This is a genomic window from Janibacter sp. DB-40 (assembly GCF_029510815.1).
Lineage (GTDB): Bacteria > Actinomycetota > Actinomycetes > Actinomycetales > Dermatophilaceae > Janibacter.
In genome coordinates this window covers 2,062,126-2,081,149 of sequence record NZ_CP120360.1, presented here as the reverse complement: position 1 = coordinate 2,081,149, position 19,024 = coordinate 2,062,126, and the positions used below count along the sequence as shown (strand labels likewise).

18 protein-coding genes are annotated in these 19,024 nt (G+C 70.2%); 10 read left to right on the top strand and 8 right to left on the bottom strand.

The genetic code is table 11. The features are described 5' to 3' along the window. Positions 1 to 122 precede the first annotated feature (122 nt). The 3 genes from PVE36_RS09855 to PVE36_RS09845 are packed head-to-tail and all read left to right on the top strand — an operon-like array spanning position 123 to position 3,381. Complete coding sequence (locus PVE36_RS09855) at positions 123 to 1,613, top strand: circularly permuted type 2 ATP-grasp protein (RefSeq protein WP_277455813.1); 1,491 nt, start codon at positions 123 to 125, stop codon at positions 1,611 to 1,613. Beyond that, entirely contained in the window at positions 1,613 to 2,533 is a 921-nt protein-coding gene (locus tag PVE36_RS09850; protein ID WP_277452019.1) for an alpha-E domain-containing protein, read from the top strand. Before PVE36_RS09855 ends, PVE36_RS09850 begins: the two co-directional genes overlap by 1 nt. Continuing rightward, positions 2,530 to 3,381, top strand: coding sequence for a transglutaminase family protein (locus PVE36_RS09845; protein ID WP_277452017.1), 852 nt, complete (start codon positions 2,530 to 2,532; stop codon positions 3,379 to 3,381). Before PVE36_RS09850 ends, PVE36_RS09845 begins: the two co-directional genes overlap by 4 nt. On the opposite strand, the gene PVE36_RS09840 is transcribed toward PVE36_RS09845, so the two are convergent. The 4 genes from PVE36_RS09840 to PVE36_RS09825 all read right to left on the bottom strand — a co-directional run bounded on the left by PVE36_RS09840 (position 3,378) and on the right by PVE36_RS09825 (position 6,673). Continuing rightward, positions 3,378 to 4,226, bottom strand: coding sequence for an amino acid ABC transporter permease (locus tag PVE36_RS09840; protein WP_277452016.1), 849 nt, complete (start codon positions 4,224 to 4,226; stop codon positions 3,378 to 3,380). The genes PVE36_RS09845 and PVE36_RS09840 overlap by 4 nt on opposite strands. Further along, the gene (locus PVE36_RS09835; RefSeq protein ID WP_277452015.1) at positions 4,223 to 4,876 is read right to left on the bottom strand and encodes an amino acid ABC transporter permease; all 654 of its coding nucleotides are present in this window, start codon (positions 4,874 to 4,876) and stop codon (positions 4,223 to 4,225) included. The genes PVE36_RS09840 and PVE36_RS09835 overlap by 4 nt, the downstream gene beginning before the upstream one ends. A 107-nt stretch (positions 4,877 to 4,983) precedes the next feature. Further along, positions 4,984 to 5,862 carry a glutamate ABC transporter substrate-binding protein gene (locus tag PVE36_RS09830; RefSeq protein ID WP_277452014.1) on the bottom strand — a complete coding sequence of 293 codons (879 nt, stop codon included), beginning with the start codon at positions 5,860 to 5,862 and terminating at the stop codon, positions 4,984 to 4,986. A gap of 58 nt (positions 5,863 to 5,920) precedes the next feature. Then, complete coding sequence (locus tag PVE36_RS09825; protein WP_277455811.1) at positions 5,921 to 6,673, bottom strand: amino acid ABC transporter ATP-binding protein; 753 nt, start codon at positions 6,671 to 6,673, stop codon at positions 5,921 to 5,923. A 156-nt stretch (positions 6,674 to 6,829) separates the two neighbouring features. On the opposite strand from PVE36_RS09825, the gene miaB reads away from it, so the two are divergent. Then, on the top strand, positions 6,830 to 8,368 hold the full coding sequence (gene miaB, locus PVE36_RS09820; RefSeq protein ID WP_277452013.1) for a tRNA (N6-isopentenyl adenosine(37)-C2)-methylthiotransferase MiaB: 1,539 nt from the start codon (positions 6,830 to 6,832) through the stop codon (positions 8,366 to 8,368). 90 nt (positions 8,369 to 8,458) lie between these two features. Here miaB and PVE36_RS09815 read toward each other — a convergent pair whose 3' ends face one another. Beyond that, positions 8,459 to 8,665, bottom strand: coding sequence for an Rv0909 family putative TA system antitoxin (locus PVE36_RS09815; protein ID WP_277452012.1), 207 nt, complete (start codon positions 8,663 to 8,665; stop codon positions 8,459 to 8,461). Between the two features lie 199 nt (positions 8,666 to 8,864). On the opposite strand from PVE36_RS09815, the gene PVE36_RS09810 reads away from it, so the two are divergent. From PVE36_RS09810 to dapF, 4 genes are all read left to right on the top strand, one after another. Then, positions 8,865 to 9,428: a YceI family protein gene (locus tag PVE36_RS09810; RefSeq protein WP_277452010.1), complete on the top strand. Its 564-nt coding sequence runs from the start codon at positions 8,865 to 8,867 to the stop codon at positions 9,426 to 9,428. 88 nt (positions 9,429 to 9,516) lie between these two features. Next, on the top strand, positions 9,517 to 10,113 hold the full coding sequence (def, locus tag PVE36_RS09805) for a peptide deformylase (RefSeq protein ID WP_277452009.1): 597 nt from the start codon (positions 9,517 to 9,519) through the stop codon (positions 10,111 to 10,113). Continuing rightward, the gene (miaA, locus tag PVE36_RS09800; RefSeq protein WP_277452008.1) at positions 10,110 to 11,048 is read left to right on the top strand and encodes a tRNA (adenosine(37)-N6)-dimethylallyltransferase MiaA; all 939 of its coding nucleotides are present in this window, start codon (positions 10,110 to 10,112) and stop codon (positions 11,046 to 11,048) included. Before def ends, miaA begins: the two co-directional genes overlap by 4 nt. Continuing rightward, positions 11,045 to 11,914 (top strand): diaminopimelate epimerase, encoded by an 870-nt coding sequence (gene dapF / locus PVE36_RS09795; RefSeq protein ID WP_277452007.1) that lies wholly within the window; start codon positions 11,045 to 11,047, stop codon positions 11,912 to 11,914. The genes miaA and dapF overlap by 4 nt, the downstream gene beginning before the upstream one ends. Before the next feature lie 4 nt (positions 11,915 to 11,918). Here the strand turns inward: dapF and PVE36_RS09790 are convergent, their stop codons facing one another. Continuing rightward, positions 11,919 to 12,533 carry a methyltransferase gene (locus PVE36_RS09790; protein WP_277452004.1) on the bottom strand — a complete coding sequence of 205 codons (615 nt, stop codon included), beginning with the start codon at positions 12,531 to 12,533 and terminating at the stop codon, positions 11,919 to 11,921. A 166-nt stretch (positions 12,534 to 12,699) separates the two neighbouring features. Here PVE36_RS09790 and PVE36_RS09785 point away from each other — a divergent pair, with 166 nt between their 5' ends. Then, positions 12,700 to 14,163, top strand: coding sequence for an HNH endonuclease signature motif containing protein (locus PVE36_RS09785; protein ID WP_277452002.1), 1,464 nt, complete (start codon positions 12,700 to 12,702; stop codon positions 14,161 to 14,163). A gap of 24 nt (positions 14,164 to 14,187) precedes the next feature. Here PVE36_RS09785 and glpK read toward each other — a convergent pair whose 3' ends face one another. Next, positions 14,188 to 15,720, bottom strand: coding sequence for a glycerol kinase GlpK (glpK, locus tag PVE36_RS09780; RefSeq protein WP_277452000.1), 1,533 nt, complete (start codon positions 15,718 to 15,720; stop codon positions 14,188 to 14,190). Positions 15,721 to 15,823: 103 nt separating this feature from the next. Here glpK and PVE36_RS09775 point away from each other — a divergent pair, with 103 nt between their 5' ends. Further along, positions 15,824 to 17,530 (top strand): glycerol-3-phosphate dehydrogenase/oxidase, encoded by a 1,707-nt coding sequence (locus tag PVE36_RS09775; protein ID WP_277451999.1) that lies wholly within the window; start codon positions 15,824 to 15,826, stop codon positions 17,528 to 17,530. Positions 17,531 to 17,545: 15 nt separating this feature from the next. Here the strand turns inward: PVE36_RS09775 and PVE36_RS09770 are convergent, their stop codons facing one another. Then, positions 17,546 to 18,976 carry an amino acid permease gene (locus tag PVE36_RS09770; protein ID WP_277451997.1) on the bottom strand — a complete coding sequence of 477 codons (1,431 nt, stop codon included), beginning with the start codon at positions 18,974 to 18,976 and terminating at the stop codon, positions 17,546 to 17,548. Positions 18,977 to 19,024: the final 48 nt, after the last annotated feature.

Below are 19,024 nucleotides of genomic sequence, written 5' to 3'. Positions count from 1 at the left end.
GCCGAGCAGAACGCCCTTCGTCCGCACACTCCGGTGCTGTCCCCGCGGTTAGTGTGGGCTCCGTGACTGATGCACTGGACTCTCTCTTCGGGACGTACACGCCCAGTGCGGCGTGGGACGAGATGCTCGACGAGTCGGGTGAGCCGCGACCGCCCTACAAGCCGATCCACCACACCCTGCGCCTGATGGAGCCCGAGGCGTTGAAGGAACGCGCCGACGCGCTGGCCCGGATGTTCTTCGAGCAGGGCGTCACCTTCGACCACGCGGGCGAGGAGCGTCCCTTCCCCCTGGACGCCGTGCCGCGCGTCATCGACGCCGACGCCTGGCAGACCGTGGAGCAGGGTGTCGCGCAGCGGGTGAAGGTGCTCGAGGCCTTCCTCGACGACATCTACTCGCGCCCCCACGGCCTCCCGAGGGCCGTCGAGGACGGCATCATCCCGTGGAAGCTCATCGCCACCTCGGCGCACTACCACCGCGCCGTCGCCGGACTGCGACCGCCGAACGGCGTGCGCGCCCACGTCAGCGGCATCGACCTCATCCGGGACGAGGAGGGCACCTTCCGCGTGCTCGAGGACAACGTCCGGGTCCCGTCCGGGGTCTCCTACGTCATCGCCAACCGCCGGGCGATGACCAATGTCTTCCCCGAGGCCTTCGCCACGATGCGCATCCGACCGGTGCACGACTACCCGCGGATGCTCCTGCAGGCGCTGCGCGCCTCGGCGCCCGAGGGGAGGGCCGAGCCGACGGTCGTCGTCCTCACTCCCGGCGTCTACAACAGCGCCTACTTCGAGCACACGCTCCTCGCGCGGATGATGGGCGTCGAGCTGGTGGAGGGTCGTGACCTCGTCGTGCGCGGGGGAGAGGTGCGCATGCGCACGACCCACGGCGAGGAGCGGGTCGATGTGATCTACCGCCGCATCGACGACGACTTCCTCGATCCGGTGCACTTTCGCCGCGACTCGATGCTCGGCGTCCCGGGGCTGGTCTCCGCCATCCGGGCCGGGCGCGTGACCCTGGCCAATGCCATCGGCAACGGCGTGGCCGACGACAAGCTCGTCTACTCCTACGTCCCGGAGCTGACGCGGTACTACCTCGAGGAGGAGCCGATCCTCCCGAACGTCGACACCTACCGCCTCAACGAGCCCGAGGCGCTCAAGGACGTCATCGGGCGCCTCGACGAGATGGTGGTCAAGCCCGTCGACGGCTCCGGCGGCAAGGGCCTGGTCGTCGGCCCCGACGCGTCGCCCGGCGAGCTGGACGAGCTGCGGACCAAGCTGCTCGACGACCCGCGCGGGTGGATCGCCCAGCCGGTCGTCCAGCTCTCGACGGTCCCGACGCTCATCGACGGGGCGCTGCAGCCGCGGCACGTGGACCTGCGTCCCTTCGCGGTCAACGACGGCGACGAGGTCTCGGTGCTGCCCGGGGGCCTGACCCGGGTCGCCCTCCCCGAGGGGCAGCTCGTCGTCAACTCCAGCCAGGGCGGTGGATCGAAGGACACCTGGGTGCTCGCGGGTCGGTACAACCGCCTGTCGCAGGACACCGACGAGGGCGAGGTCATCTTCCTCGGCTCCGGTGCGCCCAACGAGACCCGCTCGACCGAGGAGGACCGCTGATGCTCAGCCGGATCGCCGATGCGCTCTTCTGGATCGGCCGCTACGTCGAGCGGGCCGACGGCACCGCTCGCATCGTCGACACGCTGCGCCTGCAGCTCCTCGACGATCCCGCGACCGACGAGCAGACGGCCTGCACGATGGTGCTGCGCGGCATCATGGGGTACGACGACGTCGGCGAGGTCGACTACACCGGCACCAGCCGGATGCTCGTCTTCGATGCGACCAACCCCAACGCGATCTCCGGGTCGTGGCACTCGGCCCGGGAGAACGCCCGCCGGGCCCGCGAGACGGTCTCCACCGAGATGTGGGAGACGATCAACACGACCTACCACCGGTGGAACGTCTTCACGCCGGGCCGGGCGACCCAGCACCACCTGGGGTGGGTGCGCGAGCGGGCGGCGCTCGTCGGAGGCCTCGCGGACACGACGATGAGCCACGACGACGCCTGGGACTTCCTCGTCCTCGGTCGGGCCCTCGAGCGGGCGGACATGACCGCACGGCTGGTCGCCACCGGGGCCAGTGACTTCGGGCCGGGCTGGGGATCGGTGATGGCCAGCTGCGGTGCGCAGCAGGCGATGCTGCGCACGATGCGGGGAGTGGTCACCGACCGCACGGCCGCGGCCTTCCTCACCCTCGACCGGCGCTTCCCGCGCTCGGTCATCGCGGCGCTGAAGGAGGCCGAGGACCGGTTGATCGTGCTCTCCCCGGACAAGGACCGGGTCGGCTTCTCCGACGAGGCCCGCCGCATCCTCGGGCACATCCGCACCTCGCTCGAGTTCAGCAACCCGGAGGTCGTCCTGCTCAACCTGCCGGAGCGGATGCAGGAGGTCCAGGAGGCCGTCATGGCGGCATCGGACGCGGTCGGCGCGCGGTACTTCATGTCCGCGCCGGTCCAGGAGTGGACGGGAGAGATCGTATGAGCACCAGGCGCTACCGCATCGTCCACCACACGACGATGCGTTACGAGGGCGAGGTGTCCACCTCGCACAACGAGCTGCGCATGACACCGGTCGACGAGCCGAGCCAGGCGACCCTCGAGGCCCGCATCCGGGTGCGTCCCCTGACGTGGAGCAATGTCTACGAGGACCACTGGGGCACTCAGGTCATGGCCATGGAGGCACAGTCCCCGCACGACGTCCTCGAGATCGAGGCGATCAGCCTCGTCGAGCGCTCAGAGGTCACGGAGGAGGTGCCGGACGCCGGCGGCTGGGACGTGGTGCGCTCCGCGGACACCCAGGACCGGCTCAGCGAGTTCCTCGCACAGACCGCCCGCACCGCGCCACCCGCGGAGGTGGCCGAGTTCGCCGCGCAGGTCGCCGACGAGGCCACGCCGCGAGCGGCGGCCCTGGCCCTGGCCGATCGGGTGTACCAGGCCCTCACCTACGAGCCGGGCATCACCGGTTGGCAGTCGACGGCGGCCGAGGTGTGGGAGCAGCGTCGTGGTGTCTGCCAGGACTTCGCGCACATCACCCTCGGGGGACTGCGCTCGATCGGCATCCCGGCCCGGTACGTGAGCGGCTACGTCACCGACGAGGCCGGGGAGATCCCGCGGGGAACGAGCGTCGTCGCCCGCAACCATGCCTGGGTCGAGTTCTGGGACGGCGCCTGGCGCCCGATCGATCCGACCAACCCGGGCTCGGTGGGGCTCAACCACATCGTCCTCGGCCGGGGCCGTGACTACGACGACGTCTCGCCCTTCCGCGGCATGTTCGTCGGGCCCCCGCTCGTGGAGCTCGACCTCGAGATCACCTTCACGCGGCTGGGTTAACCGGCTGCCGTCACGTCGTCACCGGTGTCGGCGACGTGGACCGTCTCGGTCCCTTGGCGCCGCATCCGGCTCTCGAGGTGCACCGCGAGCCTCGAGAGGCTGTAGTTGATGACGATGAAGACCGCGGCCAGCACGATGCCCACCGCAAACGGGTTGTCGTACACCCTGGCGAGGTAGATCCGCTCCCCGACGTCGACGATGCCGGGTGCGCCGATGGCGAAGCCGAGGGTCGTGTCCTTCAGCGCGACGACGCACTGGCTGATGATGGCCGGCAGCATCGAGCGCAGGGCCTGGGGAGCGAGGATCTGGACCAGGACCTGGGACTTCGTCATCCCGATGGCATATGCGGCCTCGCTCTGCCCCGTGGGGACGGCCTGGATCCCGGCGCGGAAGATCTCCGCGAGGACCGACCCGTTGTAGAGCATGAGGGCGAGGACGAGCGACCAGAAGGTCCCCAGGGTGTTGCCGAATCCGTAGAACAGAACGAAGATCATCAGCAGGAGCGGCACGGCTCGGAAGAACTCGACGACGGCCCAGCACGGAAGGCGGATCCACGCCGGGTCGGCGAGACGCCCCGCGGCGAAGACCGCCCCGAAGGCGACGGCGAGCACGATCGCGACGGCAGCGCCGGCGAGGGTGGCGAAGACCAGTTCCTCGAGGAGGGACATGAGGATCCGGGGCTCGGTGAAGGCCACCCACTGGTCGGGAGTGATCATCTCCTTCGTCCACAGCTGCCACAGTGCCGCGGCCAGCAGACCGCCCAGGACCACGGTTGTCATGACCGTGTAGATCCGCTGTCGGGCGAGGGCGCGCGGGCCGGGAGTGTCGAAGAGGACGGTACTCATGCCGCCACCCCCACTCGACGCTCGAACATGTTGGCGATCGCCGAGATCACCGCCACGATGAGGATGTAGCCCAGGGCGATACCGATGAAGTTGACCCACAGTGACCCCGGGAAGTCCCGGATGAGGTTGCTCAGCTGGTAGGTCGCCTCCGTGATGCCGAAGACGGCCGCCACCGAGGTGTTCTTCGTCAGGGCGATGTAGACGCTGGCCAGTGGCGGGATGACCGCGCGGAAGGCCTGGGGGAGGACGACGAAGCGCAGGGACTGCCCGAAGTCCATCCCGATCGATCGGGCGGCCTCGGCCTGCCCGGCTTCGACCGTGTTCACTCCCGAGCGCACGCACTCGCACACGAAGGCCGCGGTGTAGAGGGACAGCGCGATCACCGCGCGCCAGAAGAAACTGGGCAGGAAGCCGATGCCGGGCAGGCCCACGACCACGATGAGGAAGAGCACCACGAGCGGCATGTTCCGGAAGATGTTGACGTACGCGGTGCCGAACGCCCGCAGCGGCGCGAGGGGCGAGACCCGCATGGCGCCGAGCGCCGTGCCGATGACCGTCGAGAAGAGCAGCGACCATCCGAGCAGCTGGAGGGTCACCACGAACCCATCAACAAGCCTGGAGATCAACTCTGAGAAGTATTCAGGACCCACGGACGTCCTCTCGCGGCCTCGGGGTGGGCTGGGTCAGGGCTCCTCGGCGGGCCGTGGCCGGGGGATGACGCGTCCGGTCGGCCCCGGCCCGGCGAGGAGCCTTCCGGTCAGGCCGTGCAGCCCTCGTCGACAGCCGGGGGCTCCGGCGTCTCGACGCCGGACTCGCCCAGCGTGCTCTGGAAGGCCTCGTCGTACGAGCCGTCCTCGAAGGAGTCGGTCAGCGTGGTGGTGAGGAACTCGCACATCTCGGCGTCGTCCTTCTGGAACCCGATGCCGTAGCGCTCCTCGCTGAAGGCCTCACCGACGACCTCGAGCTCGTCGGGGGTCTCGGCGGCGTAGCCGAGGAGGATCGCGCCATCGGTGGTGACCACGTCGACGGAGCCGTTCTCCAGCTGCGTCACGCACGCGGAGTAGGTGTCGAAGGGCACCGGTTCCGCCCCGAACTCCTCCTCGACGGTCTTGATGGACGTCGAGCCCGTCACGGAGCAGGTCTTGACGCCCTCGAGGTCGTCGGGGCCGGTGATCTTGTCCTTGTCCTCCTCGCGCACGAGCAGCTGCTGCCCGGTCACGTAGTAGGGGCCGGCCTGGCCGACGACGCCGCGGCGCTCCTCGGTGATCGAGTAGGAGGCGAGGACGAGGTCGACGGTGCCGTTCTCCAGGAAGGGCTCGCGATTGTCGGAGACCGTCTCCTTCCAGGTGATGTCCTCCGGCGCGATGCCGAGCTTGCCCGCGACGATCTTGGCCATCTCGATGTCGAAGCCCTCGGGGACGTCGGCGCCGGGAGGCATGAACCCGATACCGGGCTGGTCGAACTTCACGCCGATGGTGACCTTCCCCGCGTCGGCGAGCTCGGCCATGGTGGTGCCCGACTCGAACTCGGGGCTGTCCTCGACGGCGACATCACTGTCCCCCCCGCCGCCGCAGGCGGCCAGCGTCAGTGCCAGAGCCGCCATCGTGGCGAAGGCCTTGGTCTTCTTCAGTGCCATGGGTCTTCCTCTTTCCCTCCGTGCTCGTGTGCGAGCTGTGTGGCGTTGCGGTGTGGTCTCAGTGCTCGAGGATCTTGCCGAGGAAGTCCTTGGCCCGATCCGACTGGGGGTTGGTGAAGAACTCGGTCGGGGTGTTCTCCTCGACGATCCGACCACCGTCCATGAAGATCACCCGGTCGCCGGCGGTGCGGGCAAAGCCCATCTCGTGGGTGACGACGACCATGGTCATGCCGAGCTCGGCGAGGTCGACCATGACGTCGAGGACCTCCTTGATCATCTCCGGGTCCAGTGCGGAGGTCGGCTCGTCGAAGAGCATCACCTTCGGCTCCATCGCCAGGGCCCGCGCGATGGCGACGCGCTGCTGCTGGCCGCCGGAGAGCTGGGCCGGGTACTTGTCGGCCTGCTCGGCGATGCCGACGCGGTTGAGCAGCTCCTTGGCCCGCTTGTCCGCGTCCGCCTTGCTCTGGCCCAGGACCTTGATCGGTCCGAGGGTGACGTTCTGCAGGATCGTCTTGTGGGCGAAGAGGTTGAAGCTCTGGAAGACCATGCCGACCTCGGCACGCAGCCGGGCCAGGGCCTTGCCCTCCTGGGGCAGCGCCTGCCCGTCGAGGGTGATGGTGCCGGACTCGATCGGCTCGAGGCGGTTGATGGCGCGGCACAGGGTGGACTTGCCCGACCCGGAGGGGCCGATGACGACGACGACCTCGCCGCGCTTGATCGAGAGATTGATGTCCTGCAGGACGTGGAGGTCCCCGAACCACTTCTGCACGTCATCGAGCACCACGAGTGGCTCGCCTCGGGCAGCGGTCATGCTCTCGGGTGGGGTGACGGTCATGCGGGCAAACCTAACGTGACGCAGGACACCGGTGGGGTCCCGGCGCGTCTTCGTGATGAATCCTTTGCCTGCGGGCCGGATCCGCCGGAGGGGTGTGGTCCCCCCTTCGCCCGGACGTACCCTTGTGGGGCCATGACTGCAACGCCCAAGACCTACGACGTGCGCACCCACGGGTGCCAGATGAACGTCCACGACTCCGAACGCCTCGCCGGCCTCCTCGAGACCGCCGGGTACACCGACATCGCCAGCGTGCCCACCGAGGACCGCGGTGAGGTCGCCGACGTCGTCGTCTTCAACACCTGCGCGGTGCGGGAGAACGCCGACAACAAGCTCTACGGCAACCTCGGGATGCTGCGACGGCAGAAGCAGCGCAACCCGGACCTGCAGATCGCCGTCGGTGGCTGCATGGCGCAGAAGGACCGCGCCGCGATCGTCGAGAAGGCCCCGTGGGTCGACGTCGTCTTCGGTACGCACAACATCGGCTCGCTGCCGGCGCTGCTCGACCGTGCGCGCCACAACGAGGAGGCGCAGGTCGAGATCCTCGAGTCGCTCGAGACCTTCCCCTCGACGCTGCCGACGCGACGCGACTCCGCCTACTCGGGCTGGACGTCGATCTCGGTGGGCTGCAACAACACGTGCACCTTCTGCATCGTCCCCGCCCTGCGCGGCAAGGAGAAGGACCGCCGGCCCGGCGAGATCCTCGCCGAGCTCGAGGCGCTCGTCGCCCAGGGCGTCGTCGAGGTCACCCTCCTGGGGCAGAACGTCAACAGCTACGGCGTGGAGTTCGGCGACAGGTACGCCTTCGGCAAGCTGCTGCGGGCGTGCGGTGAGATCGAGGGGCTGGAGCGGGTGCGCTTCACCAGCCCGCACCCGGCCGCCTTCACCGACGACGTCATCGACGCGATGGCCGAGACGCCCAACGTCATGCCGAGCCTGCACATGCCGCTGCAGTCCGGCTCCGACCAAGTGCTCAAGGCGATGCGCCGCAGCTACCGCTCGAAGAAGTTCCTCGGCATCCTCGACCGCGTGCGCGAGCAGATCCCGGACGCGGCGATCACCACCGACATCATCGTCGGCTTCCCGGGGGAGACGGAGGAGGACTTCCAGGAGACGCTGCGCGTGGTGCGCGAGTCCCGCTTCTCCTCCGCCTTCACCTTCCAGTACTCCATCCGTCCCGGCACGCCGGCGGCCACGATGCCCGACCAGGTGCCCAAGGAGGTCGTGCAGGACCGGTACGAGCGTCTGGTCGAGGTGCAGGAGGAGATCTCCTGGGCCGGCAACCGCGCGCAGGAGGGCCGCGAGCTCGAGGTCCTCGTCGCGACGGGGGAGGGGCGCAAGGACCGGGAGACCGCCCGTCTGAGTGGCCGGGCCCGCGACAACCGGCTCGTCCACTTCGCCCTGCCGGAGGGGCTGTCCGAGGCCGAGCGTCCGCGCCCGGGCGACATGGTCACCGTCGGCGTCACCTACGGCGCTCCGCACCACCTCGTCGCGGACTCCGCGCTCGAGGGCGGTGCCTTCTCCGTGCGCCGGACGAAGGGCGGCGACGCATGGGCGGCCCTGCAGGACAAGGGCGCCGAGGGGGCCGTCGCCAAGCCGAGCGTCTCGCTGGGGATGCCGCGCATCGGTGCTCCCGAGCCCGTCGCGGCCCCCGAGCCCGCCTGCGGCGCGTAGCCGCCGCACTCCACCCGGGTACGACGAAGGGGGTGGGTCACCGTCGAGGTGACCCACCCCCTTCGTCATGTGTCGGGGGAAGGGGAGCGATCAGCCCTGCTGGTCGCCCTCGCCGCCCTGGTCGCCGCCACCGATCTTGCCGTCGGCGAAGTCACGGCCCTGCTCGACCTTGTCCGCGCCCAGGCCCTTGCCCTCGGCGAACTCGCTGGCCTTGTCCAGGCCCTGGTCGCTGACCTGCTCGCCCTTCTCGCTGTTCAGCGCGTCGCTTGCCTTGCCGGCGAGGTCATCGAAACCCATGGTTACTCCTACGTGTTGTCGGGACCCCCGTTCGGGGCTTCGGTCTCCACCCAAACACGACGTCGCGCACCTCTCAACCGGAGGGCCGACGCGATTCGGTGGGCGGCAGTAGTTGACAGTTCAATCAACACTCCTCTAAAGTTGTACCCACAACGACAGGCCAACCGCCTCCGTCCAACCCCCCCACAAGGAGTTCCCCATGACCGACATCAGCACCGCCACCACCCTGCAGGACCTCGCCGCCGGCACCTACACGATCGACCCGAGCCACACCGAGGTCGGCTTCGTCGCCCGCCACGCGATGGTCACCAAGGTCCGCGGTTACTTCCGCGACCTCGAGGGCACCATCGAGATCGCGGAGAACTTCGCCGACTCGACGGCCAACGCCACGATGAAGACCGCGTCCGTCGACACCGGCGCCGCGGACCGTGACGGCCACCTGAAGTCGGAGGACTTCTTCGACGTCGAGACCTACCCGGAGATCACCTTCGTCGCCAAGCGCGTCCAGGACGTCGAGGGCAGCAACTTCGACCTCGTCGGCGACCTGACCATCAAGGGCGTCACCAAGGAGGTCGCCCTCCAGGCCGCCTACGACGGCACCGCCCAGGACCCCTTCGGCAACGTCCGCGCCGGCTTCACCGCCGTCACCTCGGTCGACCGTGAGGACTGGGGCCTGACCTGGAACGCCGCGCTCGAGACCGGTGGCGTCCTCGTCTCGAAGAAGATCACCCTCAACCTCGAGATCTCGGCCATCAAGGCCTGAGCCCTCGACACCCCCGCGGAGCCGGGGCCGGTACCCCTGAGCCGGCCCCGGCTTCGTCATGCCTCGGCAGTGCGGGAAGATACCGCTCATGACCATCCACCCCATCACCATCTGCGGTGAGCCGGTCCTGCACACCCGAGCGGAGCCGGTCACCGAGTACGACGAGTCGCTGCGCACGCTCATCGCGGACATGCACGAGACCCAGGACGCGGCCCATGGCGTCGGTCTGGCCGCCCCGCAGATCGGGGTCGGCCTGCGCGTCTTCACGTGGGACATGGCCAACGACGACGGCGTGCCGACGCGCGGCCACATCATCAACCCCTTCGTGAAGGCGACCAAGCCGGCCGTGGGGGAGCCCGACCGCGACCACGAGTCCGAGGGGTGCCTGTCCGTGCCCGGCTACTCCTTCCCCCTGCGCCGGGGTGAGCGGGCCGAGGTCACCGGCTACGACGTGGACGGCAACGAGCTCTCCTTCACCGCGACCGGATGGTTCGCGCGGTGCATGCAGCACGAGTACGACCACCTCAACGGCTTCCTCTACATCGACCGGCTGAACGAGAAGTGGAAGAAGAAGGCGAAGAAGATCGTCAAGGCCGAGGAGTGGGGTGTCCCCGGGCTGACGTGGACGCCCGGCGAGGGTCCGGATCCCTTCGGCCATGACGAGGAGTCCGACGAGAGCCTGTGATCCCGCAGGTCATCGCCGTCGTCGGGGCCACGGCCACCGGCAAGTCCGACCTGGCGCTCGACCTGGCCGAGTCGCTGGGGGGTGAGGTCGTCAACGCCGACGCCATGCAGCTCTACCGCGGCATGGACATCGGGACGAACAAGCTGCCCGTCGACGAGCGGCGGGGGATCGCGCACCACGTCCTCGACGTCCTCGAGGTCACCGACGAGGCGACCCTCGCCGACTACCAGGAACGGGCCGAGGCGGCGATCGCCGACGTCCTCGCCCGTGGGCGGGTGCCCGTGCTCGCCGGCGGGTCGGGTCTGTACGTGCGCGCCGCGCTGGACCACCTGCAGATCCCACCGACGGACCCGGCCGTACGGGCCCGGCTCGAGGCCGAGGCGCAGGACGAAGGGGGCGTGGCCGCCCTGCGCGCCCGACTGCGCTCCGTGGACCCGGCCGCCGCCGAGGCGATCCAGGCCAACAACATCCGCCGGATCATCCGGGCCCTCGAGGTCGTGGAGATCACCGGCCGCCCCTTCTCGGCGACGGCTCCGACGAAGCGCTACCGGCGCCCTTCGCTCGTCATCGGCCTGCGCGACGACTGGGAGGCGCTGACCACGCGGATCGAGCGCCGCGCCGCACGGATGTGGGCGGACGGGCTGCTCGAGGAGGTGAGCGCGCTCGATGCCGCCGGGTTGCGGCGCGGGCGCACCGCGTCACGGGCCATCGGCTACTCGCAGGCGCTGGCCGAGCTCGACGGTCGGATCACCCGCGAGGAGGCGATTGCGCAGACCGCGCAGGCCACCCGCCGCTATGCCCGACGGCAGGAGTCGTGGTGGCGGCCCGACCACCGGGTCGAGTGGCTCGACGCCGCGGACCCGGGCCTGGCGAACGCGGCCATCGCACTCGCCGGACGTCCGACGAGGCACCCTCCGGCAGAATGGACGCCATGACGCTGCGCTTCACCAAGGGCCACGGCACGGAGAACGACTTCGTCCTCGTCCCCGACCTCTCCGCCGAGCTCGAGCTCACCCCGGAGCAGGCCGCCCTGCTCGCCAACCGGCACGCCGGCATCGGTGGTGACGGCGTCATCCGGATCGTGCCGACGGCTGCCGCCGCGGAGGAGTCCGTGCGTGCATTGGCCGATGAGGCCGAGTGGTTCATGGACTACCGCAATGCCGACGGGTCGCTGGCGCAGATGTGCGGCAACGGCACGCGCGTCCTCGCCACCTGGCTGCGACGCGAGGGGCTCGTCGGGGACGAGTTCGCGCTCGCCACGCGTGCCGGGCTGAAGCGCATCCGCTTCGAGGGCGACCACGTCGTCACCCACATGGGGACGTGGCGGTTCGTCGACGAGGCGACGGCGCGCGCGGACGGCTTCGACGCCCTCGTGCACGTCCAGGAGGCCGAGGCGGTCACCGAGCCGTACTCGGCGCTCTCGCTCGACCTGGGTAACCCGCACACCGTCGTCGCGCTCCCGGAGACGGTCTCGCTCAACGGTCTTCGGCTGCTGACACCTCCGGTCGTCAACCCGACGCCGCCGGAGGGGAGCAACGTCGAGTTCGTCCGCGTGCTCGGCCCCGGGCACATCTCCATGCGCGTGCACGAGCGCGGGGTGGGGGAGACCCGCTCCTGCGGCACCGGTGTGTGTGCCGCCGCGATCGGCATGGCGTTCTGGTCCGGTGACGTCGATGCGCCCGGGCGGGTGAGGGTCGAGGTGCCCGGTGGCACGTTGCAGGTGCGGCTGCTGCCCGGCCGCGAGGTCGAGCTCGCCGGGCCGGCGGAGCTCGTGGCGGACGGGACGACGACGCTCGTCTGACCGATCAGTCGGGGCGGCTGACGCGGAGGACCCGAAAGCCCTTGCTCGAGGCCGTGCGCTCGGTCGGCAGGCCGAGCTCGCTGGTGATCCAACGCTGCAGGCTGTCGGCACCGAGGTTCTTGCCGACGACCAGGTGGGCGTCGGCCCCCTTCGCCAAGCGGGGGAGCCATGTGCGCATCAGCTCGTGGACGGCCGGCTTGCCGATGCGGATCGGCGGGTTGGACCAGATCGCGGCGAATGGGGTGTCCGCCGGGACGTCCTCGGGCCGCACCGCGCGCACGTTGTCCAGGCCGAGGGCCTGCGCGTTGCGGCGGGTGAGGTCGAGGGCGCGCTCGGTGACGTCGACGGCCCACACGGTCGCCTCGGGGGAGCGCATGGCCAGTGTCAGCGCGATCGGCCCCCAGCCGCACCCGAGGTCGAGCAGGTCCCCTGACGAAGGGGGGTCCGGAACCTCGTCGAGGAGGATCGCCGTCGCCTTGTCCAGGCTGCCGGGGGAGAAGATGCCGCCGGCGGTCTCCACCGTCACGTCACGTCCCGCGAGGTGGGTGTGCAGCTGCCGCCGCTCGGCATCCGTCGCAGCGGGGGAGTCCGTGAAGTAGTGGTCGGTCGGCTCGGTCACGGGGACACCTTAGGTCGGCTTGTCGGTGGGGCGTGCCACGTTGCTGGGGAAGGTGGGATGTGGGAGCGAGAGTCACCGAGACCCTGGCACGGCACAGATCCCTCCTTTCACCTCTTGAACTCTTCGAACAGGTGTTCGACAATGGAGCCAGGCCATAGGAGGCGTGATGATCGAGCAGACGGCAACGGCAGTTCCCGAGATCGAGGGTGCTGCCACGTTGCCGGACCAGCTCGATGATGTCCTCGGCGCGCTGAGCGCAGCGGCCATCGACGGCCTGTCCGAGGCCGACCTCCTGGACGTCATCACCACCCTCGAGGCGACGAAAGGGGCTGCGGCCGCCCTGCAGGCGCGCGCCACCGCGCGCTTCGTCGAGGACCGGGACCACCTCGCGCAGGAGGCCGTGGTGCGGGAGGAGATCTCCCGGCGCGACGCCTCGTGTCGACGCAGCGCCACCCGCGCGGAGGTCGCCCTGGCCCGCCGGTGCTCGCCGTGGCAGGCGGACCGGCACGTGGGGGCGGCCAAGACCCTCGTCCACGACCTGCCGATGACGATGTCCGCGCTCAGTGTCGGCGAGATCAGCGAGTCGCGGGCTCTGATCGTCGCGCGGGAGACGGCCTGCCTCTCGCGTGCGCACCGCATCGAGGCAGACCGGCGCCTCGCGGGGGACCTGTCGACGTCGGGTGACCGAGCGTTGACCGCCGCGGCCCAGCGCGTGTGCATCGACCTCGACCAGGAGGCCATCGTCGAGCGGCGTCGCCGCGCTGCTGGCTCGCGTCATGTCGGCGTGCGGCCCGCCCCGGACGGCATGGCCCGCCTGAGCATCCTGGGCCCGCTCGCCGACGTCGTGGGCGCGTACGCGGCCCTCACGGCCGCAGAGCAGGCTCGCTACGTCGCCACCGGAGACCCCGAAGTCGACGCCGCCCGAGCCGTTGATGAGCGGGGGCGTGGCGCCTGGCTGGCGGACACGGCCCTGGAGCGGCTGTCCGGGCGCGACGAGGGTCAGGTCCAGCCGGTCGAGGTCGGACTCGTCATGCGCGAGGACGCGGTCGTGCCGAGGGCAGGGGCGCGCACTGGTCGGCCGGGTGACGCCGAGGAGCTGGCGGACGAGGTCGAGATCCCCGGTTGGGGCTCCGTCCCCGGTGACATGGCTCGCGAGCACCTGCTTCGCCTGTGCGACACAGGCACCGAGACGTGGCTGCGTCGGTTGTGGACCGCACCCGGTGGTCGCGACCTCGTGGCCATGGACTCCAGCCGCCGACTCTTCAGCGGCGTGCTGCGGCAGCTGATCGGGTTGCGTGACGCGGTCTGTCGGGTGCCCTGGTGCGATGCCCCCGCCCGACAGGTCGACCACGTCATCCCCTTCGCCCGCGGCGGCGCCACCTCCGCGGCCAATGCGATGGGTGACTGCCAACGACACAACCTGGTCAAGGAGGAACCCGGCTGGCGGGCAGAGGTCATCTCGACCGGCCTGGACCCGGGCGGCGGCAGGCCACACACGGTCAGAGTCACCACACCGACGGGGTCCCAGTTCACCTCCGTGGCAGCTCCGCTGCTCGGTCACGGCCGGGCGTCGCCGGGACGGGCCCGGTCCCCGATGGAGATCCACTACGAGGGGTTGCTGGCGGCCTGACCCGTGGGCCGGGGATCAGCGGTGTCAGACCACGTCCTCGTCCACCCAGTCGAGGGTCTTGGTGATCGCCTTGGCCCAGTTGCGCATCAACCGCGCCACCTCGTCGGTGTCCATCTGCGGGCTCCAGCGCACGTCCTCCTGCCAGTTCGCCGTGATCTCCTCCGTCGACTCCCAGTAGCCGACCGCGAGTCCGGCGGCGTAGGCCGCACCGAGGGCCGTCGTCTCGGCGATCTTCGGGCGCACCACGTCGACCCCGAGGACGTCGGCCTGGAACTGCATGAGCGTCTCGTTGGCCACCATCCCGCCGTCGACCTTCAGCTCGGTCAGCCGCCCGCCGGCCCGCTCGGCGTCGCCCTGCATCGCGTCGAGCACGTCGCGCGTCTGGTACGCCGTCGACTCCAGCGCCGCCCGGGCGATGTGTCCCTTGTTGGCGAACCGCGTCAGCCCGACGATCGCGCCGCGGGCGTCGGGGCGCCAGTGCGGTGCGAAGAGCCCGGAGAAGGCCGGCACGAAGTACACCCCGCCGTTGTCCTCGACACTCGTCGCGAGGTCCTCGACCTCCGGGGCGGAGGAGATGAGCCCGAGGTTGTCGCGCAACCACTGGATGAGCGAGCCGGTGACCGCGATCGACCCCTCGAGGGCGTAGACCGGATCCGCGTCGCCGAGCTTGTAGCAGACGGTGGTCAGCAGGCCGTTGTCACTGCTCACGATCTCGGAGCCGGTGTTGAGCAGCATGAAGTTGCCCGTGCCGTACGTGTTCTTCGCCGTCCCCGGCTCGAGGCAGGCCTGCCCGAAGGTCGCCGCGTGCTGGTCGCCGAGGATCCCCGCGACCGGTGTCCCGTTGAGCACGCCCGGCCGGCACTCCCCGTAGACCTCCGACGAGGACCGGATCCGCGGCAGCAGCTGCATCGGCACACCGATGGCCGCGCACACGTCCTCGTCCCACGCGAGGGTGCGCAGGTCCATCAGCATCGTGCGGGACGCGTTGGTCACGTCGGTGACGTGCACGCCGTCGTTCTCCGCGCCCCCGGTGAGGTTCCACAGCACCCACGTGTCCATCGTCCCGGCGAGCAGCTCGCCGGCCTCGGCCCGCGCCCGCGCTCCGTCGACGTGGTCGAGGATCCAGGAGATCTTCGGCCCGGCGAAGTACGTCGCGAGCGGCAGCCCGCACACGTCCTTGAACCGCTCGGTCCCCCCGTCCTGCGCCAACGAGTCCACGAGCGCCTGCGTGCGCGTGTCCTGCCACACCACGGCGTTGTGGATCGGCTGTCCCGTCGCCTTCTCCCACACGACCGTCGTCTCGCGCTGGTTGGTGATGCCCATCGACTCGATGTGGCCGCTGCTGAGGTTGGCCTTCCCGAGCGCACCGCCGATGACGCGGCGCGTGTTCTCCCAGATCTCCAGCGCGTCGTGCTCCACCCACCCGGCCCGGGGGAAGATCTGCTCGTGCTCGATCTGGTCGGTCGCGACGACGCCCCCGTCGCGGTCGAAGACGATGGCGCGGGTGCTCGTGGTGCCCTGGTCGATGGCCAGCACGTACGTCGTGGAGGTGCTCATGGTCGGCATCCTCGCAGGTCACCCACCCGGGCCGGGTGGATCTGCACGTACCGTTGGCGGACAAGGGGAGCCACCCCCTTCGCCCCGGACCATCGGAGGAATCATGCCCGTCGCCACCCCCCTGGACGCCGCGCAGCGCGCATCGGCCTGGCGCCGCCTCGCCGAGGAGGACCTCGACGTCCTCGTCGTCGGCGGGGGAGTCACCGGCGCCGGTGTGGCCCTCGACGCGGCCACCCGCGGCCTGAGGGTGGCACTCGTGGAGCAGCGCGACTTCGCCTCAGGGACCTCCTCGCGCTCGAGCAAGCTCTTCCACGGCGGGGTGCGCTACCTGGAGCAGCTGAACTTCGGGCTCGTGCGCGAGGCCCTCCAGGAGCGCGAGCTGATGCTCACCCGGATCGCGCCGCACCTGGTCAAGCCGGTCTCCTTCCTCTACCCGCTCTCGCACCCGGTCTGGGAGCGGCCGTACGTCACCGCCGGGCTCACCCTCTACGACACGATGGGGGGCGCCCGGTCGGTACCGCGCACCAAGCAGCTGACGAAGGGGGGAGTCCGCCGGATCGCGCCCGGCCTGAAGCCCTCCGCGCACCACGGCGGACTGATCTACCACGACGCCCAGTGCGACGACGCCCGCCACACGCTGACCGTGGTCCGCACGGCTGCGGCCTACGGCGCGACCGTCCTCAACTCCGCGAAGGTCACCGGCCTGCTCCACGCCGGCGAGCGGGTCGTCGGGGCGAGCGTCCTCGACGTTGAGACCGGGCAGGAGACCGAGGTGCGCGCCTCCGTCGTGGTCAACTGCACCGGGGTGTGGACCGATGACATCCAGCGGATGGCCGGTGGGCGCGGCCGGTTCCACGTGCGCGCGAGCAAGGGCGTGCACCTCGTGGTGGCCCGCGACCGGATCAACTCCGAGACGGGGCTGATCCTGCGCACGGAGTCCTCGGTCCTCTTCTGCATCCCGTGGAACACCCACTGGATCATCGGCACGACCGACACCGACTGGAACCTCTCCCGCGCCCACCCGTCCGCGACCGCCGCGGACATCGACTACCTGCTCGACCAGATCAACGGCGTCCTGCTCACCCCGCTGACCCGCGACGACATCCAGGGGGTCTACGCCGGTCTGCGGCCGCTGCTCGCGGGGGAGAGCGAGGAGTCATCCCAGCTGAGCCGTGAGCACGCGGTGGCGCGCCCGCAGCCGGGCCTGATCTCCATCGCCGGTGGCAAGTACACGACCTACCGCGTCATGGCCGCCGACGCGGTCGACGCCGCGCGCGAGGACCTGTCCGCCGGTGTCCCCGACAGCGTCACCGAGCACATCCCGCTCGTCGGCGCCGAGGGCTACCAGGCGCTGGTCAACCAGCTCGACACCCTGAGCCGGCGCCACGACCTGCCGCCGTGGCGGATCACCCACCTGCTCGATCGGTACGGGTCCCTCGCCGTCGACCTCTTCGCGCTCATCGACGAGGACCGGTCCCTCGCCACGCCGCTGCCCGGGGCGGAGGAGTACCTCACGGTGGAGGTCGTCCACGCCGCCCGCCACGAGGCCACGATCCACCTCAACGACCTGCTCACCCGCCGCACCCGGATCTCCATCGAGACCACCGACCGTGGCGTCGAGGCGGCCGAGTCCGCCGGTCGCATCCTCGCCGACGAGCTCGGGTGGGACGACGATCGCACCCGCTCCGAGATCGACCACTACCTGCGGCGGGTGGAGGCCGAGATCGACTCGCAGCAGATGACCGAGGACGAGCGGGCCGACGCCGAGCGTGCCCAGGCCACCGACATCAGGACACTGGCGAAGGGGTGAACCCGGCCGGCGGGGTCATCGCCGGCTGTCGGAGAGCTGGCTGGTAGGGAGCTCCGCACTCGCGCGTGCCGGCAGCTCGACTCGCTCACGCCCGCGGCCCCGCACGAGGGTGACGTAGGCCAGCGTGAGCAGCACCAGGGCCCCCGCCCCGACGAGGAAGGCGTCGCGGCCGCTCTCGGTCGTGGCGAGCAGCACGACGACGAAGACCATGAACGCGGTGGCGACGGCGTTGAGCAGCGGGAAGAGGGGCATCCGGTAGCTGGTGTCCGCGGCGCCCTCCCGCGCCATCTGCACCCGCATGCGCCAGTGGGCGAGCAGGATCATCAGCCAGGTGAAGACCGTCGCGAAGGTCGCGATCGCCGCGACGAAGAAGAACAGCCGCTCGTCGATCGTCAGGAAGAGGAGGAGGCCGACGGCCCCGGTGAAGAACATCGACAGGACCGGGACGACCGGGATGTTGCCGTGCTTCGACAGGTGCAGGAAGGACCTCGGCGCGTGCCCCTGCTCGGCGAGGCCGTACATCGTGCGCGAGCAGGCGTAGAAGATCGCGTTCATGGCCGACAGCGCGGCGGTGAGGACGACGAAGTTCATCACGTGCTGCGCGGCCGGGACCTGCAGGGCGCTGAAGACCGCGACGAAGGGCGAGGACTCACCGGTGACCTCGGTCCACGGCATGATCGACATGATGATCGCCAGGGCGGCCACGTAGAAGAGCAGGATGCGGAACGGCACCGTGTTGACCGCCCGGGAGATCGAGCGGCTGGGGTCGTCCGCCTCGCCCGCGGTCATGCCGAGCGTCTCGATGCCGCCGAAGGAGAAGACGACCACGCTGAAGCTCATGAGGATGCCCCACAGACCGAAGGGGGCGAAGCCGTCGTGGGACCACAGGTGCGCGAAGTCCGGGGTCGTGCCGCCGACCTCGCGGCCCCAGAGGATGAGCACGAGCCCACCGACGACGAGCGCGAGGATCGCGACCACCTTGATCAGCGAGAACCAGAACTCCATCTCGCCGAAGACCCGGACGGCCATGAGGTTCAGCGCCCCGATCACGGCGATCGCGGCGACCATCCAGACCCACCCGGCCACACCGGGGAACCACAGCCCCATGTACGTCGCCACGGCCGTCATGTCGGCGATCGCGACGACCGCCAGCTCCAACCAGAAGACCCACCCGACGATGAAGCCGGCGAAGGGACCGAGGAAGGACCCGGCGTACTGCGCGAAGGACCCGGCGACGGGATGGCGCACCGCCATCTCGCCGAGGGCCCGCATGACGACGAAGACCATGGCGCCGGCCACGAGGTAGGCCAGCAGCACGGCGGGGCCGGCCGCCTGGATCGTCTCGGAGGAGCCGAAGAACAGGCCCGTGCCGATCGCCGTGCCGATGGCGATGAACTGCACGTGGCGTGGGTTGAGACCGCGGGAGAGCTCGTGGGACTCGGACACGGGAGCCGATAGTACGTATCCCGGGGGTCGCGGGAGTAATCACTGGCC

What these genes read in the sequence shown, in the direction of transcription:
- PVE36_RS09855 (WP_277455813.1), top strand. Translation starts at nt 123, where the DNA reads ATGCTCGACGAGTCGGGTGAGCCGCGACCGCCCTACAAGCCGATCCAC.
- PVE36_RS09850 (WP_277452019.1), top strand. Translation starts at nt 1,613, where the DNA reads ATGCTCAGCCGGATCGCCGATGCGCTCTTCTGGATCGGCCGCTACGTC.
- PVE36_RS09845 (WP_277452017.1), top strand. Translation starts at nt 2,530, where the DNA reads ATGAGCACCAGGCGCTACCGCATCGTCCACCACACGACGATGCGTTAC.
- PVE36_RS09840 (WP_277452016.1), bottom strand. Translation starts at nt 4,226, where the DNA reads ATGAGTACCGTCCTCTTCGACACTCCCGGCCCGCGCGCCCTCGCCCGA.
- PVE36_RS09830 (WP_277452014.1), bottom strand. Translation starts at nt 5,862, where the DNA reads ATGGCACTGAAGAAGACCAAGGCCTTCGCCACGATGGCGGCTCTGGCA.
- PVE36_RS09825 (WP_277455811.1), bottom strand. Translation starts at nt 6,673, where the DNA reads ATGACCGCTGCCCGAGGCGAGCCACTCGTGGTGCTCGATGACGTGCAG.
- miaB (WP_277452013.1), top strand. Translation starts at nt 6,830, where the DNA reads ATGACTGCAACGCCCAAGACCTACGACGTGCGCACCCACGGGTGCCAG.
- PVE36_RS09815 (WP_277452012.1), bottom strand. Translation starts at nt 8,665, where the DNA reads ATGGGTTTCGATGACCTCGCCGGCAAGGCAAGCGACGCGCTGAACAGC.
- PVE36_RS09810 (WP_277452010.1), top strand. Translation starts at nt 8,865, where the DNA reads ATGACCGACATCAGCACCGCCACCACCCTGCAGGACCTCGCCGCCGGC.
- def (WP_277452009.1), top strand. Translation starts at nt 9,517, where the DNA reads ATGACCATCCACCCCATCACCATCTGCGGTGAGCCGGTCCTGCACACC.
- dapF (WP_277452007.1), top strand. Translation starts at nt 11,045, where the DNA reads ATGACGCTGCGCTTCACCAAGGGCCACGGCACGGAGAACGACTTCGTC.
- PVE36_RS09785 (WP_277452002.1), top strand. Translation starts at nt 12,700, where the DNA reads ATGATCGAGCAGACGGCAACGGCAGTTCCCGAGATCGAGGGTGCTGCC.
- glpK (WP_277452000.1), bottom strand. Translation starts at nt 15,720, where the DNA reads ATGAGCACCTCCACGACGTACGTGCTGGCCATCGACCAGGGCACCACG.
- PVE36_RS09775 (WP_277451999.1), top strand. Translation starts at nt 15,824, where the DNA reads ATGCCCGTCGCCACCCCCCTGGACGCCGCGCAGCGCGCATCGGCCTGG.